This is a genomic window from Microbacterium sp. IEGM 1404 (assembly GCF_030056775.1).
Taxonomy (GTDB): Bacteria; Actinomycetota; Actinomycetes; order Actinomycetales; family Microbacteriaceae; genus Microbacterium.
The window spans coordinates 238,301-264,688 of record NZ_JASHKP010000003.1 but is presented as its reverse complement, the minus strand read 5'-3'; the positions used below and the strand labels follow the sequence as shown (position 1 = coordinate 264,688).

Genomic DNA, 26,388 nt, shown 5'->3' with positions numbered 1-26,388 from the left:
CCATTGACGCCGGGGGCGGGGCTTGATATCACGCCGCTCCCCTGGCATATCCCACGCGCCGCCGCAATGACCGGCGTCGGTTCGGATCCGGCCGTTAGCCTCGCGCCATGGCATCCCATCGCGCTCCGGCCGCGGGGCTCTCCGCCCTCGGTCTCGCTCTCGCACTGACCGCGTGCGCTCCTTTCGGCGGCCAGGCCGGCACCGGCGACGTGGGCTACGAAACGGTGATCGCCGCGGTCCTGCTGGCCGAGTCGGATGCCGGGGGCCGGGCGTTCGAGGTGGAGATCGCCGACGGGACCGCTCAGGTGCATGTGGCGGCGGGCGACCGGACCGTCGAGGTCGACATCGATCTCACCGGCCCGAGCGTGACCGACCGCCGGGACGCGGGCGAGGTCGAGGCCGAGGACCGGGAGGCGTTGACGAGGGCGTCCACGACGCTGGCGGACGGCATCCGCGTCGCCGCCTCCGCGCACGCCGGCGACGGGAGTGTCGCGGAGGTCGGGTTGGGCTCCGGTGCACAGCCGTCCTGGACGGTGGAGTTCACCGACGGCGGCGAGGTGGCGGTCGCGGTGACCGACGGGTCGATCGAACGCTGAACCGACGGCGATCAGGCCGGTTCGGCGAGGCCCGGCATCCCCGGGAGGCCGAGCTCGAAGTGGTGCCCGTTGATGGCGAGGACATCGCGGTCCGCGTCGGGCGGGAAGCCCGACGCGGACATGGCGCCGACGTCGCTGCGGGGGATCATGCGACCCATGGTGCGGGTGCACGGCATCCCGTGGCAGGGGTTGACTTCCGGGGTTCGCTCCGATTCATGTTGTGCACAATTAAATTGTGTGCAACTCTTAGGTCATGCCCGCCGTCGACTCCCTCGTCTGCTTCGCGCTGTACGCGGCCAGCCGCACCACCACCCAGGCCTACCGCGTCCTCCTCGACCCGTGGGATCTCACCTATCCCCAGTACCTCGCGCTCGTGACGCTCTGGAACGACGGCGATCAGACCGTCAGCGGGCTCGGCGACGCCCTGCAGCTCGATTCCGGCACGCTTTCGCCGATGCTCGCCCGCATGGAATCCGCCGGATACGTCACGCGCGAGCGCCGCGTCGACGACGAACGCGTCGTGACGGTGTCGCTCACCGCACGCGGGCGCGAGATGCGCGACGAGCTGGCGCACGTCCCGCGCTGCATCGCCGTGGGATCCGGCATCCCCGACGCCGACAGCGCTCACGAGTTGATCCGCGCCCTCCAGCAGCTCACCGTCGCGATGCGCGACCTGCGCGACCACCCCCAGACCGTCCGCGACGTCGTCGACCGAGCATCCCGCGCCTGATCGCGAGACGCCGCGCGCGTCCCCTCCTCCCCTCATGCCGTCCGGCATCCGTTCGTCCTCCAGAAAGGAACCCCCACCCATGGACGTCCTCTACACCGCCGAAGCCCTCTCGACCGGAGAAGGCCGCAACGGCCACGTCGTCGCCGGCGACCAGCTCGACCTCGACGTCGCCGTCCCGAAGGAGATGGGCGGCTCGGGCAACGGGACGAACCCCGAGCAGCTCTTCGCGGCCGGCTACGCCGCGTGCTTCCACAGCGCGCTGCACGCCGTCGCCCGCGGTCACAAGGTGAAGCTGCAGGACTCCTCCGTCGGCGGCCGTGTCCAGATCGGACCCAACGGTCAGGGCGGCTACCAGCTCGCCGTTCTGCTCGAGGTCGTGCTCCCCGGCATCGAACAAGACCAGGCCCAGCAGCTCGCCGACGAGGCGCACCAGGTGTGCCCGTACTCGAACGCGACACGCGGCAACATCGAGGTGACGGTCACCGTCTCCGACGACTGACCCGTCGACGGAAGGGGATGCCGGTCGCCCGGCATCCCCTTCCGCGTTCCCGGGCGGGCGACTCGGCCCGCCCCGTCGTAGGGTGACAGACGTGATCCGCGTGGTAGTCGTCGACGACGAAGCCCTCGTCCGTTCGGGCTTCGAGCTCATCCTGGGCGCCGCCGACGACATCGAGGTCGTCGCGGCCGTCGACGGCGACCATGCCGTCGACGTCATCCGTCGCGAGCGTCCGGACGTGGTCCTCCTCGACATCCGGATGCCGGGACGCAGCGGCCTGGACGTGCTGGCCGACATCCGGGACGACCCCGAGCGCCCCGTCGTCGGCATCCTGACGACCTTCGACACCGACGAGCACATCGCCCGGGCCCTGCAGGACGGCGCGTCCGGGTTCCTCGTGAAGGACACGCCCCCGCAGCACCTCGCGGCCATGGTGCGCTCGCTCGCCGCCGGAGGCGTGGTGCTCTCGCCCCAGGTCTCGCGGACGCTGGTCGAGGGCTACGTCGGCGCTCCCGACCCGGACGCCGTGGAACGCGTGGCGCTCCTGACCGAGCGCGAGCGAGACGTGCTCGAGCACCTGCCCACGGGCGAATCCAACGCCGAGATCGGCAAGCGCCTGCATCTCAGCGGCGCGACCGTGAAGGACCACGTGAGCGCCATCCTGGCAAAGCTCTCGGTCTCCACCCGACTCGAAGCCGCCCTCATCGCCGAGCGCGCCCGCCGGGGCGGCGACCGGCGGTGACCCTCCGCGCGCGCGACCGGTTGGCGGCCGTCACCCGCACGCGATGGTTCGCCGTCGTCACCGACCTCGCGCTGGCCGGAGCCGCGGTCGTGGACGTCGTCGTCCTCCTCCCGGAGTGGACCCCGTTCGAGGTCGCGCTCGCCGCCATCGCCGTCCTCGGGCTCCTCGTGCGCCGACGTCTTCCCTGGGTGGCGTTCGCGCTGGTCCTGCCCGGGCTCGTGGTGGATGCCATGACCATCGCCGCACCGATCGCGCTGTACTCGGTCGCCGTCCGCGAGCGGCGCCTCCCCCCGCTCGTCGCGGCCGGGGCCGTCACCTTCGCGTGCTTCCTCCTCCCCGACTGGCAACTGCCCGAGCTGGACTACCTGGCGCCCTCGCTCCTCTACGCCCTGCTCTACGCCGCGACCCCGATCGCCCTCGGCGCGCTGGTGCGCACCCGGCGGGAGCTGAGCGACCGGGTCGCCGATCTCTCGGCGGCGAGGGAGGCCGAGCGGCGCCGCGACGAACAGGACGTCCTCCGACGGGAACGCGCCCGCCTCTCCCGCGAGATGCACGACGTCGTCTCCCACCAGGTGAGCCTGATCGCCGTGCAGGCCGGCGCGCTCCAGGTGTCCTCGCCCGATCCGGCGGCGCGGACAGCGGCCGGAGTCATCCGCTCCCTGGCGGTGCGCACCCTCGACGAGCTCCGGCAGATGGTCGGGGTGCTGCGCGCCGAGGGCGCTCCGACCGGCGGCGACAAGCCGCAGCCGACCCTCGACGACCTCCCGCGACTGGTCGCCGACAGCGGCCTCCCCGCGGAACTGGTCACCCACGTCACGGACGACCTCGCACCGCCGCTGCAGCGAGCGGTCTACCGGACGATCCAGGAAGGACTGACGAACGCTCGGAAGCACGCTCCCGGAGCCGCCGTGCGGGTGAGCGTGCGCACCTCGACCACGACCATCGACGTCGTCGTCGAGAACGACCCGCCCACGGGAGCCGCGCTGATCCTCCCCTCCGGCGGAGCCGGCCTCCGCGGACTGCGGGAGCGGACCGAACTGCTGGGCGGCCGTCTCACCGCCGCGGGCGGACCGGACGGCGCCTTCCGACTCGCGGTGTCGCTCCCCCGGCGCACGCCCGAGAGCTGAGCCCGGTCAGGACAGCCGGAGCTCGGCCTCGGTCTTGGGGTACGTCCGTCGGAGCCAGTCGCCGAAGCCGGGCTGCGCGAGGCACGTGGACGCCTCCGCGCACCGGACCACCGGGTCGTCGGCGGCATAGGTGCGGTACACCTCGACCTTGGCATTGAGGGCGTCGCCGGTGACGTTGACGGGTTGATCCTGGGACGGGTATCCGAGGAAATACGACATGGAGTCCGCGGGGATGCCGACCGCGGGCGCGGACCTTCGCACCAGCGAGCCGACGCACGAGTGATCGGGGTGGTCGCCGCGGGCGAAAGCGCTCTCGTGCGGGACGTTCGTGCTCACGCGTTCGGGCTGCGCCGCCGCCAGGAGCTCGGCGAGCGTCGCGGTCAGTCGCGGCAGGTCGTAGGTCGGTGACCCGTCGATCGGGGCGAGTTCGGCGACGTCGCCGTTGACGAGCTGCGTGAGCCCGGCGTTCCCCGTGGCGGGGAAGCCCTTGCCGTTGAGCCCGCCGTCGGGGAGCCGAAGGACGGTGATGGACAGGCGTGGTTCGTCGGACGGCACGAACCGCGTCACGGTGGCACCGCTGAGGAGGGTGATGCGTCGTTCGTCCCACTCCGCGGTGGAGCCGCGCATGAGGTCGTAGGCGGCGCGGATCCCGGCCTCGCGTTCATGGGCGTAGTCGAGCCCCTTCCCCGCGTCTCCCGCCGTGACGTACACCGCGCGCACGGTGGCGCCGCCGGTGATCGCGTCCGACAGCTCCGGGTTGGCGAAGATGATGTCGTCATCGGCGTGCGCCCACATCGTCACGCTCGTGTCGATGCCGGGCGCTTCGACCGCGGGCGAGAGCGCGGCCGGCGCCGTCGGCGCGGGGATCGCGCGAAGCGGCATCCACGCTCCGCGCGGCGGGCCGCCCCGGCGGAACTGCCGGGCGAGCAGGGCGCCGCCGCCGAGTCCGACGACCGCGAGTCCGCCGATGAGGAGGCCGCGCCGAGTCACACGGATGCGGCGCGCGTCGCGTGTTCCGTCTTCTCCGTCACCTTTCGCCCCAGAAAGGTCGTCGTCCTGCACCGTGGCTCCGTCCTGTGTCCCCCCGGCCGAGCGCGGCGACGGGTTCGGGTCGTCGGCGGTCGGCGTGACCCTCCGACGCTACCGCGCCGACGCACCGGAACCGCTGAACACACACCACGGCCCCACCGACCGGCGGGGCGACAGACGCCGATCGGCGGGTGCCATCGACGGCGCGGCGGGAGTGCGTTGGCATCCACGTCGTTCATCGCGCTCCCTCAGCGGACACCTAGAGACGATGGGAACACTCGGGGCATGCAGACGTCCTCGCCGCCGCGGTCACTGTCTCCCCTCGCCCGGCGCATCCGTGCCGTGCTGTGGGAGTGGGATCCGATCGGCGTGCGGGCGATCGGCGACGGGTGGCCGGAGGACGAGTACGACGACCTGCTCCTCCCGCTGATCGCGGCTCTCGCCGAGCGGCCCGGGGTCGCGGAGCTCGCCGACGACCTGCGCGCCGTCCTCGAGACGGACTACGGACTCCCCTCCCCCGGCGGCTGCACGGAGGCGGCCCGCGCTCTGCTCGCGCTGCACACGGAGGACTGATCGGCGTTTACCGAGCGACCGCGAGGGGCGCAAGCCCGGTCTGCGTGTCGGATCGGAGTCCTATCGTGCGGTCATGGTTGATCTGACGCGCCCCCAGACCCCCGATCCCTATCCGCTCCTGCCCGCCGTGCGGTCCTTCGACGTCGTCAGCGACGACGTGACCGACGGCCGGCCGCTGAAGGACGACCAGGTGGCCGCCCGCGGGAACACGTCTCCGCACCTGCGCTGGTCGAACGTGCCCGAGGGAACCGCGTCCTTCACCATCACCTGCTTCGATCCCGACGCCCCCACGCCCAGCGGGTTCTGGCACTGGGTGCTCGTCGATCTGCCGGGCGATGTGCGCGAGATCCCCGCCGGTTTCGCAGCGGGAGACCTGCCGGGAGCCGCCTTCCACCTCCGCAACGACGGCGGGCAGGCCGGCTTCCTCGGTGCGGCACCCCCCGAGGGGGACCAGCCGCACCGCTACTTCTTCGTCGTGCACGCCGTCGGCGCCGAGAGCCTCGGGGTGGAGCACGACGCCACCCCCGCCGCGGCGTCCTTCGCGCTGGCATTCCAGACGCTCGGACGCGCGATCGTCCACGGTACCTTCGCGCACTGAGTCAGGACATGCGGAGGTCGGCCTCGGTGAGGGGGTACGACCTCCGCAGCCACTCGCCGAACTTGCGGGTCTTCAGACACGCGTCGCGGTCGGCGCATCGCACCACCGAGTCCTGCTGCGCGTAGATGCGGTACGTCTCGACCTTGGCATCCAGGACGGCACCGTCCAGGGTGCGGGGAAGGTCGATCGACGGGTAGCCGACGAAGTACAGGATGCCGGGGGCCGCCGCCGGGTTTTGTCCGATCGAGTCGCGCACGAGCGTGCCCACCGTGGAGTGGTCGGGATGGTCTCCCGGCGCATACGAACTGCCGCGCGGAACGTGCGTGAGCGTGCGCACCGGGTGCAGCGCGACGGCGATCTCGCTCAGTGCGGCGGAGAGCTGCGCACGGTCCACCGCGGGACCCCCGTCGACCGGCGCGAGCGTCGAGATGTCCCCGTCGATCAGCCTGCTCAGCGACGCATGCCCGGTGGCGTCGAATCCCCGGTCGGTGATGTTGCCGTCGGGAAGGCGCACGAACATCACCGACAGACGCGGGTCGCCCTGGGGGGTCAGCCTCTCCAGCCGCAGCCCGGCGTCGAGGGTCACGACGGTGGAATCCCACAGCCCGTCGGCACCGCGCATGTGGTTGTACGCGCGGAGGATGCCGAGCTCGCGCGCGTGGGTGTAGTCCAGTCCTTTTCCGGCGTCGCCCGCCGTGAGGAACACGGTGCGAACGCACTGGCCCGCGGCGATGGCGTCGGAGATGGTGGGGTTGCCGAAGATGATGTCGTCGTCGGGGTGGGCCCACACGGTCAGAACCGTGTCGCCGTCGCAGGCCTGGACGGCGGGCGACGGGGGCACCGTCGGAGTGGGGCTCGCCGTCGTCGAAGGGGCGACGCGGGGAACCGGCGCGGCCGTGGACGCGGGACTCGGCGTCCGGGTGGCCGCGGGTGCCGCCTGCGGGGTCGCCGCGCCCAGAGGCCAGATCCCCAGAGCGGTGGACACGACGATCGAACCGCCGACGAGGAGAACGACGGCGAGCACGGCGATGAGGACGCCCGCTCCCCACCGAGGCGGCCGGGGAGTCGGCCGGTCTGCGCGTGTCATCGGCGATCCCCCCGGAGTCGCGACCGGGGGGATGGGAAGCCACCGGCCGCGGCCGAGTCTAGGCGACCCGAACCCGTGCACCAAAGGAGTGCGGGCACGGGTGCCCTTCGACGGCGGGCGGACGATGCAACCGGTCTGCGAACCCGCGGCTGCGACCGTGTCCCCCGATCGGCGGACATGGCCTTCATCTGGGGAAACTTCGGGTGACTGCTGCGCACGCTCAGGAAACAATCCGTTCATACAGGGGTGATTCACGGGGTGAGTTGAGGCTGTTATCGTTCCGAGAAGAACCACGATCCGGGGTTACCGGGGAAAGGGGCCTACGCACTGTGACGTCTGACCTCAAGGTCGGCGCGACATCGACGTCGCAGGGCGCCGTCGTCGGCATGGACGATGCGACGACGACGATGAAACCGATGGGCGGGTCCTTCCTGGACCGCCGCCCCCAGGCCCCCTCCTCGACGCACGACCGCTGGCGCCAGCGGTATCGCCGCAACCTGATCCTCACCGACCTCGCCGCACTCATCTGGGTGGTCTACGGCACGCAGCTGGCGTGGTTCGGCACCGGGAACGCGGCCGTCGCCGCGAGCCGCGACAGCCGCATCACGGACCTCTCCTACTGGATCTTCTCGGCCGTCCTGGTCGTCGCCTGGATGTGGGCGCTGTCGTTCATCGACTCCCGCAGCGACCGCGTGCTCGGCACGGGGTCGCAGGAGTACATCCGCGTCGTCGACTCCAGCTTCCGGCTCTTCGGGACGATCGCGATCATCGCCTTCCTGACCCAGATCGACGTGGCCCGCGGATACCTGTTGATCAGCCTGCCCGTCGGCATCCTGGTCCTCATCTTCACCCGCTGGCTCTGGCGGCAGTGGCTGGTGGTGCAGCGCTCGCACGGGAAGTATTCGGCCAACGTCCTGCTCGTGGGGTCGCTCCCCTCCGTCACCCAGCTCGCCCGCGAGTTCGCCCGCAACCCGAACGCCGGCTACCGCGTCGTGGGCGCGTGCGTCCCCAGCGGCAAGGTCGCCGACACCATCCCCGGGACCGACATCCCGGTCATGGGCCACGTCGGCGACATCTCGCGCGCCCTCCAGGTCACCGGCGCGGACACCGTCGCCGTGACGAGTGCAGACGAACTGCCCGCCGACAAGGTGAAGCAGATCTCGTGGAGCCTCGAGGCCGGGCGGCAGCACCTCGTGCTCGCACCGAGCATCATCGACATCGCGGGACCTCGGCTCCACACCCGCCCGGTCGCCGGACTCCCCCTCATCCACGTCGAGACGCCGCGGTTCTCCCGCGGGCAGGTCTTCCTCAAGCGCACCGTCGACCTGGTCGCGAGCATCGCCGGCGTCATCGTGCTGAGCCCGCTCCTCGCATTCCTCGCGATGGCGGTCCGCCTCTCCAGCGAAGGCCCCGTGTTCTTCCGGCAGAAGCGCGTCGGATTCCGCGGCCGCGAATTCACGATGATCAAGTTCCGCTCCATGGTCGTCAACGCGGAGGATCTTCTCGAGCAGCTCGCGCGGCAAGAACGCGATGCCGGCAACGAGGTGCTCTTCAAGATGAAGAACGACCCGCGGGTCACGCCCATCGGCCGCATCATGCGCAAGTTCAGCCTCGACGAACTGCCGCAGCTGTTCAACGTGATCGGCGGGTCGATGTCGCTCGTCGGTCCGCGGCCCCCGCTGCCGTCGGAAGTGGCGCTCTACGCTGACCACGTGCATCGTCGATTCCTGGCCAAGCCCGGCATCACGGGCCTCTGGCAGGTCAGCGGACGTTCCTCCCTCTCGTGGGAGGAGTCGGTGCGCCTCGACCTCTCTTACGTGGAGAACTGGACGCTCGTGGGCGACTTCGTCATCCTCGGCAAGACCGCCCGTGCCGCACTGGCACCGGGCGAGACGGCCGCGTGAACTCCCCGCGCTCCCGCGCGGGTCGACGGCGCGACACTCGCGCGCCGTCTCTCAACAAAGCTGGAGGAGACCTGTGCGTCTTTCTGTGATTGGTTGCGGATACCTGGGAGCCGTGCACGCGGCCGCGATGGCCTCGATCGGACACGAGGTCGTCGGCATCGACGTCGACGAGCGGAAGGTGGCCTCGCTCTCGAAGGGGGAGGCCCCGTTCTTCGAGCCCGGACTCCAGGAGATCCTCACCGAGGGCATCGCCTCCGGCCGACTGTCCTTCACGACCGACATGTCCGCCGCACAGGGCGCGAAGGTCCACTTCATCGGAGTGGGTACGCCGCAGCAGCCGGGCGGATACGCCGCGGACCTCACCTACGTCCACGCCGCCGTCGACGGCCTGCTGCCCTACCTCTCCGAGGGGGACATCGTCGCCGGCAAGTCGACCGTGCCGGTCGGAACGGCGGAGTCGCTCGCACCGCGGGTCTCCGAGCGCGGGGCGACCCTCGTGTGGAACCCCGAGTTCCTCCGCGAGGGCTGGGCCGTCCAGGACACCGTCGACCCCGACCGTCTCGTCGCCGGCGTGCCGAGCCTCGACGGCGCCCCCAGCGAGGAAGGCGCCCGTACCGCGGACGTCCTGCGCGAGGTCTACCACCCCTCCATCGCCAAGGGCACCCCGTTCATCGTGACGGACTACGCCACGGCCGAGCTGGTGAAGGTGTCGGCCAACGCCTTCCTCGCCACCAAGATCAGCTTCATCAACGCGATGGCCGAGATCGCCGAGGTCACGGGCGCCGACGTGACGACCCTCGCCGACGCCATCGGACACGATGCGCGCATCGGTCGCCGCTTCCTCGGCGCCGGCATCGGATTCGGCGGCGGCTGCCTGCCCAAGGACATCCGCGCCTTCTCGGCTCGCGCCGAAGAGCTGGGCCGCGGTGAGTCGGTGGCGTTCCTGCGCGAGATCGACGCGATCAACCTGCGCCGTCGCGACCGCGCCGTCGACCTCACGGTGCAGGCGCTGGGCGGGTCGGTGTACGAGAAGAAGGTGACCGTCCTCGGCGCGGCCTTCAAGCCCCACAGCGACGACATCCGCGACTCCCCCGCGCTCGATGTGGCGGTGCGCCTGCACGGCCTGGGCGCCGACGTGACGCTCACCGACCCGGCGGCGATCGAGAACGCCCGTCGCATCCACCCGCAGCTGACCTACGTCGAGGACCGCGACGAGGCCCTGCGCGGAGCCGACGCCGTCATCGTCGTCACCGAGTGGGACGAGTACCGCCGCGAGCTCGATCCCGCCCACGCCGCCGAGCTCGCCGCCGGTCACGTGGTGGTCGACGGACGCAACTGCCTGGATGCCGCCGCCTGGCGCTCCGCCGGCTGGACGTACTACGGCATGGGTCGCCCCTGACCACGCACGACTCCCCGTCGGGCCCGCGGCATCCTGTCGCGGGCCCGACCTCGTTCGGACGACGCCGAGAGGCCCGGAGTCCGCGACCCGGTGGGATACCGTCGAGGGGGCACCCGCGCCCGTAACCCGACCCTGGAGCGTGAGCATCCGATGAGCCGACCCAAGCTGCAGGACGTCGCCGCGCACGCGGGCGTGTCGGTCACCACCGTCTCGCGCGTCCTCAACAACCGGGGGTACCTCAGCGACGACATCCGCCGCCGGGTCGACGACGCGGTCACGGCACTCGGCTATCGCCCCAATGAGATCGCCCGGTCGCTCATCGGCCAGCGCTCCACGCTCGTAGGGCTCATCGTCCCGACGGTCGCCGACCCGTTCTTCGGAGAACTCGCGACCCACGTCGAGGGCGCACTGGCCGAGAGCGGCTACAAGATGCTCCTCTGCGACTGCCACGACACCCCCGAACGCGAAGAGCGCTACCTGGACCTCCTGCAGGGGAACCGCGTCGACGGGATCATCAGCTCCACGCACAATCGGGACGTCGCCGGCTACGGACGCGCCGATCTGCCGATCGTCGCCATCGACCGACGACTCGGCGAGGGCATCCCGACCGTCCACAGCGACAACCGCACCGGTGGACTCCTCGCCGCCGAACACCTGATCTCCCGCGGATCCCGTTCACCGGTGCACATCACCGCGACCGATCACGCCGGCAACGCGCGCGCCGCGGCCTACCGCGAGGTCATGGACCGCCACGGACTCGAGCCCCGCGTGATGGCCTACGGCTACGACACCCCGGTGGATCGTCGTCGCGCCGCCATCGAGACATGGCTCACCCTGAACCCCGCGGACGGGGTGTTCGCCAGCGACGATCTCACCGCGCTCATGGCGCTGGACTGGGCGCGCAAGACCGGACGACGCGTCCCGGACGACCTCCGGATCGTCGGCTACGACGGCGCCGCAGCGCTGCGGATGGCCGTGCCCGGACTCACCACCGTCCGTCAGCCGATCGAGCGCATGGCCGCCCGGGCCGTCGACCTGCTGCGGGCACGGATGGCGGATGCCACGCTGACCGAGGTCGAGGAAGAGCCTCTCCCGGTCGAGCTGCTGCAGGGCTGGACCTCCTGACGGTGCGGCTCCGCCGGATCCCGGCGGAGCCGCACTCCCTCAGCGAGCGCCCGGGTCGTTGACCGCGAGGGGGGACAGGGAGACGTCGCGGATCTCCGCCCCGGCCCCGACGGACTCGACGGTGACGCCCCCCGTGAGATCGACGAACGCCGCTGAGGTGAGCGAAGCCTGCCCGTCTCCGGTGAAGACCTCGATCGAGGACGCGTCGACGATCACGTCGAAGACGACCGTCCCCCCGGTTCCGACCGGGGCGACGCGCACCTCGCGATACGTGTCGGGCAGGGCATCCGCCGCCTCATCGCGGCGACGGTCGAGGAAGACCTTCCCCGCCTCGGCGTCATAGCCCACCGTGACCTCCCCTCGCTCGGACGAGCCCAGCCGGAGCCGCACCTCGCCGCCGTCGGGAGCGGACACGGTCGCCCGCAGGCGATAGGCGGCCCCGGTGCTCTGCACCGGCAACGCGGTGATGTTCCCCGGGACCACCGTCACGGGAGCGACGGCGGAGCGGGCCCGCCCCTCCTGGGCCGCGACCTCGGTGACCGGCTGCGAGAGCAGCGTCAGGCGCCCGTCCACCTCGCGCAGCGTGATCTCGCGCGTGGTCGAGAGGGAGCCGCCCTGCCAGCTTCCGCCGGGCAGCTCCCGGGCGTACGCCCAGTTGTTGACCCACGCGAGGGCGAACCGGCGTTCCAGTCGGCCGCGGTCCCCGTCGCGGGGGTCGTCCCACGTCACCGCGGCGTAGAAGTCGGATCCTCCGTCGAGCCACTGCGGCTCGTCGGCATCGGCGGCGAAGCGCTCCCCGTCCCACGTCCCCGTCCAGTAGGCGAAGCCGGTCGTGCCGCCGGAGCGCGCGGCATCCGCGCTCGCTCCGAGCACCCAGGTGCGGCGCCCCGAGACCGGGTCGACCATCTCGAACAGGTCGGGACACTCGAGGAGGCCGTAGCCGTCGCGCACGAAGTCCGAGACGTAGGTCCACTCGCGCAGGTTCGTGGAGGTGTAGAAGCCGAGGCGCTCCCCTTCCGCCAGCACCATCACCCACCGCTCGTGGGCGTCGTCCCAGACGACCTTGGGGTCGCGCCAGTCGGTGACGCCGGGGTTGTCCATGATCGGATTCCCTTCGTAGTTCTGGAACGTCCGGCCCCCGTCGGCCGAGGTGAACATCGACTGCCGCTGCACTCCCTCGTCCTGCTGCGTCGTGAGCGCGACGATCGTGCCCGCGCCGAATCCCGCGGTGTCGCGTTCATCGACGACGGCGCTGCCGGTCAGGATGTCACCGAGCCCGTTGCGGTACTTCTCGATCGCGACACCGCGGTTCTTCCACGTCACCATGTCGGCCGAGGTGGCCAGATGCCACTCCGTGCCGTTCCCCTCGGGGTAGTCGGCGTTGTACAGGTAGTAGAGGTGCCACTCGCCGTCAATGAGGACAGGGCGTTGCGGGTCGTTCATCCAGTGCCGCTCGGGGGTGAGATGGAACGTGGGCCGGAACCTCTCCCAGCCCTCGGGCACGTCGAACGCGTCGGACGTCACCGTGGGCGTCGGTTCGACGGGCGGCGAAGCGTCGCGCGGGAGCAGGAGGATCACGAGGCCAATCGCCACCACGACGCCGGCCGCGACTAGCGACAGCAGGGTCGCCCGGCCCGGGCGCAGGGATCGTTTCGCGCGGGGATTCTCGACGCCCGTCATGCGCGCCTCCGGGCACGGCGCGCGTGCAGGGCGAGAGCGGTCCACCCCGCGGCCAGCAGACCGACGGCGGCCGCGGCGAACGACACAGCCGATCCCTCCGACCCCGTCTCGGCCAAGCGTGCGGGCACGGGCGGCGCGGGCACCGGGGTCTCGGCCACCGGGGGCTCCGGCAGGGGCGGCTCCGGCGTCGGCGGTGCGGTCGGCGGGACCGGGGGCTGCTCGACGAGGAGGGACTCCCAGCCGACCGCGCGTACCGGCTCACCCGGCTGGGTGCGGCGCGCCTCGAAGGTCGCCGCGTTGGTGATCTCGGTCGAGGGCGCATCCGGGAGCGTGTCGAGGGCGACCTCGACGATCTCGTCGCCCACGGGCTCGACGTGCACCGCCACTTCGGTGTCACCGCAGTCGACGCGCACGCGCTCCACGGGCACGTCGACCGGGTCTACGAGCGCCCCGGTGTCCGGATGCGTCGCGACCGCGGATCGCACGCTCACCCCGGCCGCGCAGTCGATACGCTGGCCCGGCCCCACTCGATCGACGATGTCGAGGACATCCCACGGCCCGCGCGGTGCTTCCACGACCCACCGCGCGCGGGTCTCGTCCTCGTCGGCCCAGAAGCCGTACTTGTTGCCGCGCGTACGGTCGGGGATGCCGTAGAAGGGTCCGGGTCGTTCGCCGGGGCGCAGGGTCGCGTCGGCGGTGGATGAGGATGCCGTCACGATCGGGGGCCCGACCTCCTCGGTCGATCGCACGATCGCCTCCCCCGCGCGGTTGGCGGGGTCCGCGACGGCGTCGGTGAGCTCGATGACGAGCTTTCCAGTGGCATCGAGCCGCGCCGTACCGATCACGACGCCCGTGGAGGAGATCCAGTCGGCTCCCGCCGCACCGCCCGCGTGCTCCGGAAGGAAGAGCTCGACGGTGTCTCCGGGAGCGGCCTCCACGGGGAGCACCCACCGCACGTCCGAGACGGTCGCGGGACCGTCCTGGACGACGGTGGTCTCCGCGACGAGCGGCAGCTCGACGCGCGCGTGCGCGGGGGCCGCGAGGACCGCCGCCCCCGCGCACGCGAGCACCGCGCCGGCCGCGGAACGGACGGGGAGACGGGAGCCGACGCAGATCACGGCGCGCTCACCCCATCGCGGGCACTGCGGCGGCGGGCGATCACGAGAGCGGTCACGCCGGCACCCACCGCGGCCGCGGCGATTCCCGCCCCGGCGGTCAGGGCTGCGCCGTCCACACCCGTGTTCGCCAGCGGTGAGCCGGGTCGTGCGGATCCGGATCCGGTGGACGACGCGTCGGAGGCGGGGATCGGGTCGGGGGATGCCGCGGCTCCGCCGTCATCGACGACCGGCGGGGTCGTCGGCTGCACGGGTCCGGGTACGGAGGAGATTCCCCCCGCGGCCAGGAGGAGCGTGGAGTCGAGCTGGCCGTCGCGCGTGTCGGCGACCGCGGCGACGACGGTGACCGGCTGACCGGGGGTGACCTCGACGGTGCAGGTGAGCGGCACCGTGTAGCCGTTCATCTCGGTCGCGCGATCGCCGGGTGCGCCGCCGGCGGTGAGGTTGGAGACGAAGAGCTCCGAACGCGTGTCCGCGTTGATGGACTCGATGCCGACGGGGAGGTCGTCGACGGTGGAGCAGAGGCGTCCGTCGACGAAGACACCGAACGCGTCGGTGTAGTCGCGCGCGGCCCAGTCCGCGTACTCCTCGCTACCGATCTGGTAAACGATTGTCAGAGTGTCGCCCTCGGGAACGACCTCCAGGTGGAGCTCCGCGGCGTCGTAGGTGGTCCGACCGGACGAGGACTCCAGCACGGCGGAACCACCACCGCCGAGATCGCCCGTGGTGGTGAGCTTGCCGTTCGGGCCGAGCAGCGCCGAGGCGGTGAAGTCGACGTCGGACGAGGCCGAGGAATCAGCGGCGCGCAGCGAGCCCGTGCTCAGCGCGACACCGGAGACGGGGCCGCCCGGAAGACCGAGGTCGAGCTCTGCGAAGGAGGCGACCTGCACGCCACGGCCGGATGCGAGCGTCGCCGACGCCAGCGAAACGTGGCCGCCGATCAAGCTTTTCGCTCCATTCGCGGCATCCTGGCCCTCGAAGGTGGACAGGGAACCGGCCGCGTGGGCGGGGGCGGCGGCCAGCAGGATCAGCGCCGCGGACGACGCCAGGGCCGCCGCGGACGCGGCGGGGACACGCCGGGACCGCGCCCGGCGGGCGGTGGGGATGAGAGGGGTCATGACACTCCAGAGGGCTGGTGGCGGGCGCGACGAACGGGGGTCTGTTCGACCGGGTTCACGTCGTCGCGAAAGGGTGGCGGTGCGGGCTCAGATAGCCGCGAAGGAGGAGGGATGCCACGGAGCGCACCGTTCGGCGGCTCGCGTCGAGAGTGCCAGAGATTCTCAGCGAACACAAATTATGTCAATCGTTTGACAGTCGGCGTCAGGTTTCGTACGCTGACCGCGAGGAGCAGGATCCACGTCACGCGAAGCAGAAAGCAGAACGACGTGACCACCACGCAGAACCGAGCCGGGCGTACGCGCATCCGGCTCGCGGCGATCGCCGCCGTGATCGCCACGACCGCCGCCCTGGCGGCCGGCGCCCCCGCGCAGGCGCAGAACGCGCCCGAAGCCGTACCGGGCTTCCCGGCGCCGACCGAGCACACCCAGAAGGCCTTCGACCCCGAGGACGACTTCACCGCCAAGTGGACCCGGGCCGACGCACGCCAGCTCAAGGCCATGAGCGATCCCGCCGCGCCGTCGCGGGAGAACTCGTTGCCCGAGGAGTACACCATGCCGACGGTGCCCCAGGACTTCCCCGACATGAGCAACGAGGAGGTGTGGGTCTGGGACAGCTGGACGCTCACCGACGGCACCTCCGCACAGCCCAGCTTCAAGGGCTGGGAGGTCGTGTTCTCCCTCGTCGCCGACCGCAAGCTCGGGTTCGACGACCGCCACACCTACGCCAAGCTCGGCTACTTCTTCCGAAAGGCCGACGTCGCCGAACGGCCGGCCGACGGCGGATGGACCTATGGCGGCCTGGTGTTCCCCGACGGCGCATCCGGCGCGATCTTCGACGACCAGTCGTTCAGCCACCAGACCGAGTGGTCGGGTTCGACGCGCATCTTCGACGGCAACAAGCTCCGCATCTTCTACACGGCCGTGGCGTTCTACCGCAACGAGGACGGCTCTAACCGCAAGCCCTACGACCCGCGCATCGTCCAGAGCGAAGGGCGTCTCTTCGCCGATGAGAACGGCGTGTGGATGACGGGCTTCCGCGACCAGCACGACATGCTGCAGGCCGACGGCGAGTACTACCAGACCGGCGCGCAGAACGAGTTCTTCAACTTCCGCGACCCCTTCACCTTCGAAGACCCCGCCCACCCCGGCAAGACGTACATGGTCTTCGAGGGCAACTCCGCCTTCGCCCGCGGCGAGCGCGCCTGCACGGAGGACGACATGGGCTACGCGCCCGGTGACCCGTTCGCCGAGACCGCTGATCAGGCGATGGATCAGGGCGCGCACTTCCAGATGGCGAACGTCGGGCTCGCCGTGGCCGAGAACGCGGCGTTGACCGAGTGGCGGTTCCTGCCGCCGATCCTCTCGGCCAACTGCGTGAACGACCAGACCGAGCGTCCGCAGATCTACATCAAGGACGGCAAGTACTACCTCTTCACGATCACCCACCGCGGCACGTATGCGGCGGGCATCGACGGCCCCGAGGGCGTCTACGGCTTCGTCGGCGACGGCATCCGGAGCGACTTCCAGCCGGTGAACCGCGGTTCGGGACTGGCCCTCGGCAGCCCCTCCAACCTGAACTTCCCGGTCGGAACCCCCTTCGCTCCGCACCCCGACCAGCACCCGGGACAGTTCCAGGCGTACTCGCACTACGTGATGCCCGACGGTCTCGTGCAGTCGTTCATCGACACGATCGGCACCAGTGACGACTTCGTGCGCGGGGGGACCCTCGCCCCGACCGTCCGCGTCGACATCGCGGGCGACGCCGTGACCGTCGACCGTTCGTACGGCACGAACGGTCTCGGCGGGTGGGCCGACATCCCCGCGGGGTACGCGCACGACATCGACGGGGCGGCGGACGCGCGCCCGGTCGGCTGACGCGCCCTCTCCCTCCCTCCTGAACGGGGCCCCGCGATGCGGGGCCCCGTTCCTGTTCCGTCGTGACCGCGTAGCCTGGACGACACCACCCCGAGGGGGGTGCGAGGGGTCCGGGTGCCGATGGATGCCACGACGATGGCGGACGCCATCCTGGCCGCCCTCGGCGGCGCCGGGAACGTCCGCGGGGTCACGCACTGCGCGACGCGGGTGCGGGTGGATCCGGCCGAGTCCGCTCGCGTGGACGTCCCGGCCCTCGCCCGGATCCCCGGCGTGCTCGCCGCACAGGTGGTCGGCGATCGCGTGCAGATCGTCGTCGGGCCGGGGAGGGTGGAGGCCGTCAGCGCCGCCGTGCGTCACGGAGCCGGATCGACGACGGCTCCCGCACACCGAGGCCGTCTGTCCGCGCGAACCATCGGCGTCCTGGTCGACGTGTTCACGCCGCTGCTCCCGGCCTTCGTCGCGGGGGGCCTGCTCACGGCGCTGCACAACGTGCTCGCGGGCCCGGGGGTGTTCGGCGACACAGCCGTCGTCGACACCCTGACGTGGCTGCGCGGCCCCGTGGCCCTCGTGGGACTCGTCGGAGCCGCGGTGTTCGCGCTGCTTCCCGTCCTCCTCGGATTCTCCGCGGCCGGCCGCTTCGGCGGCAGTCCGTACCTGGGCGCCGCGATGGGGGCCGCCCTCGTCGCCGCCCCCGGCCTCGCCGCCGACAGCGCCCTGCCGGCGATCCATCTCACGCCCGAGACGGGGTGGGTCATCGCCGGCGTGGACGTGCTGGCCATCGACTACCAGGGCACCGTCGTGCCCATCATCGCGATCTGCTTCGTCCTGGCCCGGCTCGAGCGGTTCTTCGCGCGACGCACCAGCGGGTCGGCGCGTCTGCTGCTGGTGCCGCTGCTCACCCTGCTCACCACCGGCCTGCTCGCCTTCCTGGTCCTGGGTCCGGCCCTGCGCTTCCTCGGAGATGCGGCCGCGCAGGGGATGGAATGGCTCTACACCGGCGCCGGCGTGCTCGGGGGAGCGCTCGTGGGCGCGGTGTACTCGCCGCTGGTGGTGACGGGGCTGCACCAGGGACTCATCGCGATCGAGCTGGGTCTGCTGTCCACGGGGGGATCGTTCATCTTCCCGATCGCCGCGGCGGCGAACGGGGCCCAGGCCGCCGCGTCGCTCGCGGTCTGGCTCTGCGCACGGAGGGGGACGCGCCTGCGCGCCCTCGCGGCCACGGCGACCGCCCCCGCCGCCCTCGGAATCGCCGAGCCGGCGATGTTCGGCGTGACGCTCCGGCTGCGCGTCCCGTTCCTGATCGCCGTCGGCGCGACCGCGGTCTCGGCGGCGCTCCTGGCCGCGTGGCGGGTCGAGGCGGTGACGCTCGGCGCCGCCGGGCTCCTCGGGTTCGCCTCGATCGCCCCCGGGAGCGTCGGGCCGTTCCTGGTCTGTCTGGCGGTGTCGATGCTGCTCTCGTTCGGCGGCACGCTGGCCTGGGCGCGATGGCGGAGGCGGCGGGGGCGCCCGATCGACGGCGAGGATCCCCGCCGGAGCGGCGACGAGACCGCGATCCTCTCCCCCGTGGCCGGTCGGCGCGTCGCGGTGGAGTCCCTCGCCGATCGGGCGTTCGCCGCGAGCGCGCTCGGACCCACGGCGGCGGTGGCGCCCGAGAGCGGACTGATCACCGCGCCCGTGGCGGGCACGGTCAGCGCCGTCGCGGCGACCGCGCACGCGTACGGCATCACGACCGACGGCGGGACCGAGGTCCTCGTCCACATCGGCATCGACACCGTGCGCCTGAACGGCGACGGGTTCCGTCCGCTCGTCCGCGCCGGCGACCGGGTGGCCGCGGGAGATCCACTCGCCCGCGCGGATCTCGATGCGATCGTGGCGGCGGAGCTGGACCCGGTGGTGCTCACCATCGTCACGGAGGCCGGGGCGCGCACCTTCGCACCGATCGACGGGGAGACCCGGGTCGTCGCGGGTACGCCCGTTCTGCGCCCGATCGGTTCGCCGGAAAACATGTGATTAACCGCTTGACCAACCTCGCGAGACGTTGCTACGTTCTGCGTAACCGATTAACCAGCCCCGGTTCGTCGGCGACATCGTCTCGATGAGGAGTCATCCGAATGGACCAGCGAGGGTTCTTCCGACCGCCGAACGCCTGGGTCGGCGACGTCATCCCGTGGGAGGAGGACGGCCGGTTCCACCTCTTCTACCTGCACGAATCTCGGCAGGTCCCCAAGATCGGGATGCCGTGGCACCGCGTCGTCACCGACGACCTCGTCACCTTCGTCGAGACCGGTCCCGCGCTCCCCTCGGGAGGGCCGGATGCCGCGGACTTCAACGTCTACACCGGCAGCGTCGTCGTAGCCGGCGGCATCCACCACGTCTTCTACACCGGGCAGAACCCCGAACGGATCGGCGCGGACGGCCTCCCGCTCCAGGTCGTCCTGCACGCCACCAGCGACGACGGGATGCGCACATGGGTCCGCCACCCCGACGACACCTTCGGCGCGACCCCGGGATACGAGACCGCCGACTGGCGCGATCCCTTCGTCTTCCGCGACGACGAGGCCGGCGTGTGGCGCATGCTCGTCACCGCCCGTCACGCCGACGGCCCCGAGCGGCGACGCGGGGTGATCGCGCAGTGCGTCTCGCACGACCTCCGCACGTGGGAGGCCGCCGAGCCCTTCTGGGACCCGCGCCGCTACATCGCCCACGAATGCCCCGAGGTCTTCGAGTGGAACGGGTGGTGGTATCTCGTGTACTCCGAGTTCAGCGAGTCCTTCACCACGCGCTATCGCGTCTCGCGCAGCCTCCACGGCCCGTGGCGGCTGCCCGAGAACGACACGATCGACGGACGCGCCTACTACGCCGCGAAATCCGCCGCCCGCGACGGGCGCCGGTTCTTCTTCGGATGGATCTCCTCCCGCGAGGGCGGCCGGGACGACGGCGCGTGGCAGTGGGCGGGGACGCTCTCGGTCCTGGAAGCGGAGCAGAACGCCGACGGCTCGCTGCGCTTCCATCCGCCGCGGGAGCTCTCCGCGAGCTTCGGCGAGCGCCTCGACTCGGCGGCATCCGGAACGGTCCTGTCGGCCCCCGACGGCTACGCCGACCTCGTCCTCCCGACCGACCTCCCCGCCGCCTTCCGCGTGGACGCCGTCTTCGACATCGCCCCCGGGACGACGGAATGCGGCCTGCTACTCCGGGCGAGCGCGGACGGCGACGAGGCCTACGTCCTGCGCCTCGAGCCGCGACGGAACCGTCTGGTGCTCGACCGCTGGCCCCGCCGGCGGACGGGCGGCGAGCAGTGGCAGATCTCGGGGGACGTCCCCCACGTCATCGAGCTCGAGCGCCCCGTGACGCTCGCTCCGGGCCCGCACCGGCTCGAGGTCGTCGTCGACGGCGATCTGTGCGTCGCCACGGTCGACGGTTCGGTGACCCTCAGCACGCGCCTCTACGACCGGACCGACGGTCGCGTCGGCGCCTTCGTCGGCGAGGGCGCCGCGACGGTGCTCTCGCTGGAGATCACCGGCCCCTCCACCACCGCCGTCCCGGCCGCGTCGCTCGACGACGCCCTCGTCTCGTCCTGACCCGCACAACCTCACCCCTACCCGCACCACCACATCAATGGAGATTCACATGGTCCACCTCACCCGAGCGGCATCCTGGGTCGCCCTGACCGCCGCCACCGCGCTCGTCCTGTCCGGATGCGGCGCGACCGGCTCCGCCGGCGACCCGACCGACGTCAACCCCGAGGGCGAGATCAAGCCCCGCGAGATCTCGTGGCTGCTGTCGCGTCCGGCCGACGGCGGCGTGATCACCGCGATGCAGAAGATCGCCGACGAGTACGCCGCCGACCACCCCGGCTTCTCGCTGAACCTCATCACGACACCCGATCGCCCCAGCTACATCCAGAAGTACGAGACCCTGGCCGCCGCCAACAAGCTGCCCGAGCTCTTCGACACGGATGCCACGCCCTTCGCGCAGAAGCTCGCACAGCAGGGCCGCATGGTCGACGTCGACCTGCTGCTGAAGGACCTCGGCCTGTCCGACGAGTACCGCGACGTCGCCCTGACCTACCAGCGCTTCGACGACGGCTCGCTGTACATGGTGCCGTTCGAGTTCCAGCTGGAGTTCTTCTGGTACAACAAGGACCTGCTCGCGCAGGCCGGGGTGCCCGTCCCCGCGACGCTCGACGACTTCGCCCCGATGTGCACGGCGCTCCGGGCCAAGGGCATCACGCCGATCGCCCTGGACGGTGCCGACGGCTGGCCGCTCGAGCGGTACATGGCCTACTACCCGTTCCGCCAGGCGGGCCCCGACTACGTGCAGAAGCTGAAGACCGGAGAGGCGAAGTTCTCCGACGCTCCCGGACGCGCCGCCGCCGACTGGCTGTACGGGCTCGGACAGGCCGGCTGCTTCCAGGAGGGCTTCTCCGCCACGGGATACGCCGACGCCCAGGCGCAGTTCACCTCCGGCAATGCGGCGGTGTACAACATCGGCACGTGGGAGCTGGCGAACCTCGCCACCGACAAGCTCGACGCGGGCGTGCGCGACAGCGTCGACTACTTCACGCTCCCGACGATCCCCGGAGCCGTGACCGCCGACAACGAGTACGTGACTCCGTCCGGCATCGGCATGGCCGTCAACTCCGCCACGTACGACCCGCTCGTGCGCGACTTCCTGCGGTTCGCCCTCGAGCGCTACCCCGCCGAGGTCGCCGCCTCGGGCGCCCTCTCGCCGACCACGGGCGTGGAGACGACCATCCCCGCGAACGCGACCCCGCTGTACACGCGGGCGATCGAGCAGGCCGGTGACGTGGGCCCGAAGATCGCGATGCCCTGGGACACCCAGCTCGACCCCGCCACGAACACCCGTCTGCAGCAGGAGCTGACCCTCCTCGTGCAGGGCGACATCACGCCCGACGAGTTCGTCAGCACGATGGACGCGGCTCTGACGGAGAACGTCGGTGGCTGACACCCTCGCACCGAGCCGGCCCCGGGTCACCGGGGCCGGCTCGCCCGCCCGACGTCGGGCGCCGATGCGCACGTCGATGCTGCCGCGGCGCTCGGGCCTGGCCGTCGCCGTCTTCCTCGTCCCCCCGCTGCTGCTCTACGGCGCCGCGGTCCTCCTCCCCATCGTGCAGTCGCTCGTCCTCAGCCTGTTCTCGTGGGACGGCATCACCGACCTCGCGTTCGTGGGCCTCGACAACTACGTGAAGATGTTCACGCGCGACGACGTGTTCTGGACGGCGTTCGGCAACGCGCTGGGATATCTCGCCATCTGCCTGGTCCTCCAGCTCGGGGGCGCCCTGGCGGTGGCGGGGCTCCTCACCGCCCTCCCCCGGGCCCGCGAACTGGTCAAGACGCTGTACCTGCTGCCGGCGGTCATCTCCACCGTGGCGATCGCGTTCCTCTTCGTCCGCATCTACTCGCTCGAGCCCGTGGGTCTGCTCAACCAGCTGCTGGCGTGGGTGGGACTCGACGGCCTCCAGACGGCCTGGCTCTCCAACGTGCAGACGGTGCTGGCGGCGGTGTCCATCCCCGAGGGGTGGCGGTTCACCGGTCTCTACATGCTCATCATCTACGCGGCGCTCATCGCGGTGCCCAAGGAGCTCGAGGAGGCCGCGCGCCTGGACGGCGCCTCCTGGTGGCAGACCTTCTGGCGGATCCGCTTCCCGTACATCCGTCCCGTCTGGATCACCACGACCGTGATGGCCACGACCTTCGCGCTCCGCGGCTTCGACATCCCGTACCTGCTGACCAACGGCGGACCGGGTCAGGCGTCGGAGCTGCTGACCACCTACATGTACAAGACGGCGTTCGTCCACACCGACTACGGCTACGCCAGTGCCATCTCGGTCTTCATCGTGGTCGAGTGCCTCGTCGCAGTGGGACTCATCTTCCTGCTGCTGCGTCGAAAGGACGCGTGATGAGCACGACTCTCGCCCCGCCCCCGGTGGCATCCGTCCCCCCGTCCGACGCACCGGAACCGCGCGCCGTGCACCGCTCGCCGCGGGTGCGCGTGCAGCGGACTCTCCTGACGGTGACGGTGATCCTCATCGTCGTGGTGCAGGTGTACCCGCTGCTGTGGCTGTTCCTCACGAGCTTCCGCACCGCGTCGGATTTCGCCGGAGGAGACCCCTTCGCGCTGCCGTCGGAGTGGACCCTCGACAACTACGCCCGCGCCTTCGCGACCGGGAACCTGGCACTGAACATCGCGAACAGCTTCATCGTCACCCTCGGCGCCAGCCTTCTGATCGTCGTGGCCGGCATGATGGCCGCCTACGCGCTGCAGGTCCTCGGCTTCCGGTTCAGCGGGTTCGTCCGGGCGCTGTTCCTGCTCGGGATCATCGTGCCCGTGCAGATCGCGCTCGTGCCGCTGTTCATCGATTACTCGCAGGTCGGGCTGCTCGACACGCACCTCTCGATGATCCTGCCGCTGGCGGCGTTCTCGCTGCCGATGGGGATCTACCTGTTCTCGTCGTTCTACGAGTACATCCCGCGGGAGCTGTACGAGGCCGCGTCCCTGGACGGCGCCGGCCCGTACCGGATCTTCCTGCAGATCACGGCGCCGCTGTCGGTGAACACGATCATCACGGTCGTCCTGGTCAACAGCATCTTCATCTGGAACGACTTCATCTTCGCGAACACGTTCGTTCTGTCCGATGGACTCAAGACGATCCCGCTGGGGCTGCAAAACTACATCGGAGCGATGGGCAACACCGACTGGACGGCGACGTTCGCCGCGGTGTGCGTCACGGTGACGCCACTGCTGCTGGTGTTCCTCGTGCTGAACAAGGCGATGATCGCCGGCCTGGAGAGCGGAGCCACCAAGGGATGAGCACGACGATGCGCGACGTGGCGCGGGCGGCCGGGGTGTCGGTGGCGACCGTGTCGCACGTGGTGAACGACAAGCCGGGCGCGCGCATCGGCGAAGACGCCCGACGCCGCGTCCACGAGGCGATCGAGGCGCTCGGCTACCGGCCCAACGCCCTCGCCAAGACGCTGTCCGAAGGCAACTCGCGCTTCATCGGCCTGGTGGCGGATGCCATCGCCACCACCCCCTTCGCCGGACAGATCATCCACGGGGCCCAGGACGAGGCGTGGCGTCACGGCTTCGTCCTGCTCGTCGCCAACACCGAGGGCAACGCCGCCGCCGAGAACGACGCGATCGCGATGATGCTCGAGCACCAGGTGCGCGGCATCCTGTACTCCACCTGGTACCACCGCGAGATCGACGTGCCGCCGCCGCTCCAGCACACCGAAACGGTGCTGGTGAACTGCTTCGCCGCCGACGACGCTTTCCCCGCGGTCGTCCCCGACGAGGTGCAGGGCGGTCGGACGGCCACCGAGGAACTCCTTTCGGCCGGTCATCGCCGGATCGCCTTCGTGAACACCACGTCCCCCTCACCCGCGAGGGACGGACGGCTCGCGGGCTACCGCGCCGCCCTGGAGGACGCCGGCGTCGCGAGCGACGACTCCCTGATCTTCGAGGCGGCTCCCGAGCAGGAGGGCGGGTACGGCATCGCCGGAGCCGTCGTCGCCTCCGGAGCGACGGCGGTGTTCTGCCACAACGACCGCGTCGCGATGGGCCTGTACGACGGCCTTCGCGACCGCGGCCTGCGCATCCCCGACGACGTGGCGGTCATGGGCTTCGACAACCAGGACGTCATCGCGGCGCACCTGCGTCCGCCGCTGTCGACGGTCGCGCTGCCGCACTACGAGCTGGGTGCCGCCGGCGTGCGCACGCTCCTGGGGCTGGAGGCGCCCGCGTCGGGTGCGCGCCAGCTCGTGGCCTGCCCGCCGGTCCTCCGGGAGTCGATGTGAGCCTGCCCCGCCCGCGCCTCCACCTCGCGCCCGCGCGCAACTGGATGAACGACCCCAACGGCCTCGTGCACAGCGGCGGCCGGTGGCACGCGTTCTTCCAGTACAACCCCGCGGGCAACGACTGGGGCAACATGAGCTGGGGCCATGCGTCCAGCCCCGACCTCCTGCACTGGGAGGAGCATCCCGTCGCCCTCGCCCATCGCCCCGGCGAGCAGATCTTCTCGGGATCGGTCGTGGCCGGCCCCGGCGACGCCCTGACGGCGTTCTACACGAGCGCCTACGCCCACGGCATCCAAGCCCAGTCCCGCGCGACCAGTCTCGACGGCGGCCTCACCTGGACCCCGGATGCCGCCAACCCGGTGCTCGACCGCGGCAGCTCCGACTTCCGCGACCCGAAGGTCATCGCGCTCCCGGGCGGCGGCTGGCTGATGCTCGCGGTCGAGGCGGTGGAACGGCGCGTCGTGTTCTACGCCTCCGACGACCTGCAATCGTGGCGCGAGACGGGATCGTTCGGCCCGCTCGGCCCGACCGGGGTCGTGTGGGAATGCCCGGATCTCGTGCGGCTCCCGGTCGAGGGATCGGATGCCGCCGCCTGGGTGCTGCTGCTGAGCACGAACCCCGTGGGCGACGCCCCCGACCCGTCCGGGTCGGCGATGCACTACGTCGTCGGCGACCTCGTCGGCGACGTGTTCCGCGCCGACGAGGACGTCCTCCTCCCCGTCGACCACGGTCGGGACTTCTACGCCGGCGTCACCTTCCACGACGCCCCCGACGGCGCGGCGGTGATGCTCGCCTGGATGAACAACTGGCGCTACGCGCACGCCGTGCCGACCGCTCCGTGGCGCGGCGCGATGTCGCTGCCGCGCACGTTGGGGCTGCGCCGCATCGCGGGCGCACTGCGGCTCGTGCAGCACCCGGTCCTCCCCGCGGCCCCGGACGCGACGCCCCTGCCGGAGGCCGGTATCGATCCCCACGCGCTCATCGAGATCCGTCGCGACACCGCAGACACCGGCATCCTGCGCATCCGGCTCGACGGCGAAGCGGATGCCGCGGTCGAGATCGTGCACGACCCGACCGCTCGCACCCTCACCGTGTCGCGCACGGGCGAAGCCGCCCGGACGTTGCACCCCGACTTCGCCGGCGCGCGCGTCGCCCCGCTGCTCGAAGCGGGCGCGGCGGTGTTCACGATCGTGCTGGACGGCCCCCTCCTGGAGGTCTTCGCCGACCGGGGCGCCACCGTGCTCTCGCACCTGGTGACCCTCGGCGCGGGGCCCGTGGCCGTCCGCGCCACCGCCGAGGGGGCGGAGGCTCCCGCCGTGCGCATCGTCGGGCTCGACGACGCGCAGGAAGGTCGGGCAGCTCCGGCGGCCGCCTGAC

At 71.3% G+C, this 26,388-nt stretch carries 24 protein-coding genes; 18 read left to right on the top strand and 6 right to left on the bottom strand.

Going from position 1 to position 26,388, the window contains the following annotated elements:
- Positions 1 to 107: 107 nt before the first annotated feature.
- Entirely contained in the window at positions 108 to 596 is a 489-nt protein-coding gene (locus QM517_RS11965) for a hypothetical protein (protein WP_283287641.1), read from the top strand.
- An 11-nt stretch (positions 597 to 607) separates the two neighbouring features.
- Here QM517_RS11965 and QM517_RS11960 read toward each other — a convergent pair whose 3' ends face one another.
- Positions 608 to 745: a hypothetical protein gene (locus QM517_RS11960; protein ID WP_160897633.1), complete on the bottom strand. Its 138-nt coding sequence runs from the start codon at positions 743 to 745 to the stop codon at positions 608 to 610.
- Positions 746 to 849: 104 nt separating this feature from the next.
- Between QM517_RS11960 and QM517_RS11955 the strand changes: the two genes are divergently transcribed.
- The 4 genes from QM517_RS11955 (at position 850) to QM517_RS11940 (ending at position 3,691) form a co-directional block, all read left to right on the top strand.
- Complete coding sequence (locus QM517_RS11955) at positions 850 to 1,326, top strand: MarR family winged helix-turn-helix transcriptional regulator (RefSeq protein ID WP_283287639.1); 477 nt, start codon at positions 850 to 852, stop codon at positions 1,324 to 1,326.
- 79 nt (positions 1,327 to 1,405) lie between these two features.
- Complete coding sequence (locus tag QM517_RS11950) at positions 1,406 to 1,825, top strand: organic hydroperoxide resistance protein (RefSeq protein ID WP_077049510.1); 420 nt, start codon at positions 1,406 to 1,408, stop codon at positions 1,823 to 1,825.
- A 91-nt stretch (positions 1,826 to 1,916) separates the two neighbouring features.
- Positions 1,917 to 2,564 carry a response regulator gene (locus tag QM517_RS11945; protein WP_283287636.1) on the top strand — a complete coding sequence of 216 codons (648 nt, stop codon included), beginning with the start codon at positions 1,917 to 1,919 and terminating at the stop codon, positions 2,562 to 2,564.
- Positions 2,561 to 3,691, top strand: a complete 1,131-nt coding sequence (locus QM517_RS11940) for a sensor histidine kinase (protein ID WP_283287634.1) — start codon at positions 2,561 to 2,563, stop codon at positions 3,689 to 3,691. Before QM517_RS11945 ends, QM517_RS11940 begins: the two co-directional genes overlap by 4 nt.
- Before the next feature lie 6 nt (positions 3,692 to 3,697).
- Here QM517_RS11940 and QM517_RS11935 read toward each other — a convergent pair whose 3' ends face one another.
- On the bottom strand, positions 3,698 to 4,681 hold the full coding sequence (locus QM517_RS11935) for a PIG-L family deacetylase (RefSeq protein WP_283287633.1): 984 nt from the start codon (positions 4,679 to 4,681) through the stop codon (positions 3,698 to 3,700).
- Positions 4,682 to 5,005: 324 nt separating this feature from the next.
- On the opposite strand from QM517_RS11935, the gene QM517_RS11930 reads away from it, so the two are divergent.
- Positions 5,006 to 5,293, top strand: a complete 288-nt coding sequence (locus tag QM517_RS11930; RefSeq protein ID WP_283287631.1) for a hypothetical protein — start codon at positions 5,006 to 5,008, stop codon at positions 5,291 to 5,293.
- A 73-nt stretch (positions 5,294 to 5,366) separates the two neighbouring features.
- Positions 5,367 to 5,891, top strand: a complete 525-nt coding sequence (locus QM517_RS11925) for a YbhB/YbcL family Raf kinase inhibitor-like protein (protein ID WP_077049514.1) — start codon at positions 5,367 to 5,369, stop codon at positions 5,889 to 5,891.
- Position 5,892: 1 nt separating this feature from the next.
- Here QM517_RS11925 and QM517_RS11920 read toward each other — a convergent pair whose 3' ends face one another.
- Entirely contained in the window at positions 5,893 to 6,978 is a 1,086-nt protein-coding gene (locus tag QM517_RS11920; RefSeq protein WP_283287628.1) for a PIG-L family deacetylase, read from the bottom strand.
- A 416-nt stretch (positions 6,979 to 7,394) separates the two neighbouring features.
- Between QM517_RS11920 and QM517_RS11915 the strand changes: the two genes are divergently transcribed.
- The 3 genes from QM517_RS11915 to QM517_RS11905 all read left to right on the top strand — a co-directional run bounded on the left by QM517_RS11915 (position 7,395) and on the right by QM517_RS11905 (position 11,406).
- Positions 7,395 to 8,882 carry a sugar transferase gene (locus QM517_RS11915; RefSeq protein WP_077049601.1) on the top strand — a complete coding sequence of 496 codons (1,488 nt, stop codon included), beginning with the start codon at positions 7,395 to 7,397 and terminating at the stop codon, positions 8,880 to 8,882.
- A 73-nt stretch (positions 8,883 to 8,955) separates the two neighbouring features.
- On the top strand, positions 8,956 to 10,281 hold the full coding sequence (locus QM517_RS11910; protein WP_077049516.1) for a UDP-glucose dehydrogenase family protein: 1,326 nt from the start codon (positions 8,956 to 8,958) through the stop codon (positions 10,279 to 10,281).
- Positions 10,282 to 10,431: 150 nt separating this feature from the next.
- Entirely contained in the window at positions 10,432 to 11,406 is a 975-nt protein-coding gene (locus QM517_RS11905) for a LacI family DNA-binding transcriptional regulator (RefSeq protein WP_283287625.1), read from the top strand.
- A gap of 39 nt (positions 11,407 to 11,445) precedes the next feature.
- Here the strand turns inward: QM517_RS11905 and QM517_RS11900 are convergent, their stop codons facing one another.
- Genes QM517_RS11900 through QM517_RS11890 form a run of 3 tightly spaced genes read right to left on the bottom strand, consistent with a single transcriptional unit; the run spans position 11,446 to position 15,319 of the window.
- A complete protein-coding gene (locus QM517_RS11900; RefSeq protein WP_283287623.1) occupies positions 11,446 to 13,086 on the bottom strand; it encodes a glycoside hydrolase family 32 protein in 1,641 nt (546 codons plus the stop codon).
- Positions 13,083 to 14,204, bottom strand: a complete 1,122-nt coding sequence (locus tag QM517_RS11895) for a hypothetical protein (RefSeq protein WP_283287620.1) — start codon at positions 14,202 to 14,204, stop codon at positions 13,083 to 13,085. Before QM517_RS11895 ends, QM517_RS11900 begins: the two co-directional genes overlap by 4 nt.
- Positions 14,201 to 15,319 (bottom strand): choice-of-anchor L domain-containing protein, encoded by a 1,119-nt coding sequence (locus tag QM517_RS11890; RefSeq protein ID WP_283287618.1) that lies wholly within the window; start codon positions 15,317 to 15,319, stop codon positions 14,201 to 14,203. The genes QM517_RS11895 and QM517_RS11890 overlap by 4 nt, the downstream gene beginning before the upstream one ends.
- 267 nt (positions 15,320 to 15,586) lie before the next feature.
- Here QM517_RS11890 and QM517_RS11885 point away from each other — a divergent pair, with 267 nt between their 5' ends.
- The 8 genes from QM517_RS11885 (at position 15,587) to QM517_RS11850 (ending at position 26,387) form a co-directional block, all read left to right on the top strand.
- Positions 15,587 to 17,194 carry a glycoside hydrolase family 68 protein gene (locus QM517_RS11885; RefSeq protein WP_283287616.1) on the top strand — a complete coding sequence of 536 codons (1,608 nt, stop codon included), beginning with the start codon at positions 15,587 to 15,589 and terminating at the stop codon, positions 17,192 to 17,194.
- Positions 17,195 to 17,314: 120 nt separating this feature from the next.
- Positions 17,315 to 19,204, top strand: coding sequence for a glucose PTS transporter subunit IIA (locus QM517_RS11880; protein ID WP_283287614.1), 1,890 nt, complete (start codon positions 17,315 to 17,317; stop codon positions 19,202 to 19,204).
- A gap of 101 nt (positions 19,205 to 19,305) precedes the next feature.
- Positions 19,306 to 20,772, top strand: coding sequence for a family 43 glycosylhydrolase (locus QM517_RS11875; protein ID WP_283287611.1), 1,467 nt, complete (start codon positions 19,306 to 19,308; stop codon positions 20,770 to 20,772).
- 49 nt (positions 20,773 to 20,821) lie between these two features.
- Positions 20,822 to 22,159 carry an ABC transporter substrate-binding protein gene (locus QM517_RS11870; protein ID WP_283287609.1) on the top strand — a complete coding sequence of 446 codons (1,338 nt, stop codon included), beginning with the start codon at positions 20,822 to 20,824 and terminating at the stop codon, positions 22,157 to 22,159.
- A gap of 76 nt (positions 22,160 to 22,235) precedes the next feature.
- Positions 22,236 to 23,114 (top strand): carbohydrate ABC transporter permease, encoded by an 879-nt coding sequence (locus QM517_RS11865; protein WP_077049603.1) that lies wholly within the window; start codon positions 22,236 to 22,238, stop codon positions 23,112 to 23,114.
- Positions 23,114 to 24,025, top strand: a complete 912-nt coding sequence (locus tag QM517_RS11860) for a carbohydrate ABC transporter permease (protein WP_278103711.1) — start codon at positions 23,114 to 23,116, stop codon at positions 24,023 to 24,025. The genes QM517_RS11865 and QM517_RS11860 overlap by 1 nt, the downstream gene beginning before the upstream one ends.
- A complete protein-coding gene (locus QM517_RS11855; protein WP_283287604.1) occupies positions 24,022 to 25,011 on the top strand; it encodes a LacI family DNA-binding transcriptional regulator in 990 nt (329 codons plus the stop codon). Before QM517_RS11860 ends, QM517_RS11855 begins: the two co-directional genes overlap by 4 nt.
- Positions 25,008 to 26,387 carry a glycoside hydrolase family 32 protein gene (locus tag QM517_RS11850; RefSeq protein ID WP_283287602.1) on the top strand — a complete coding sequence of 460 codons (1,380 nt, stop codon included), beginning with the start codon at positions 25,008 to 25,010 and terminating at the stop codon, positions 26,385 to 26,387. Before QM517_RS11855 ends, QM517_RS11850 begins: the two co-directional genes overlap by 4 nt.
- Position 26,388: the final 1 nt, after the last annotated feature.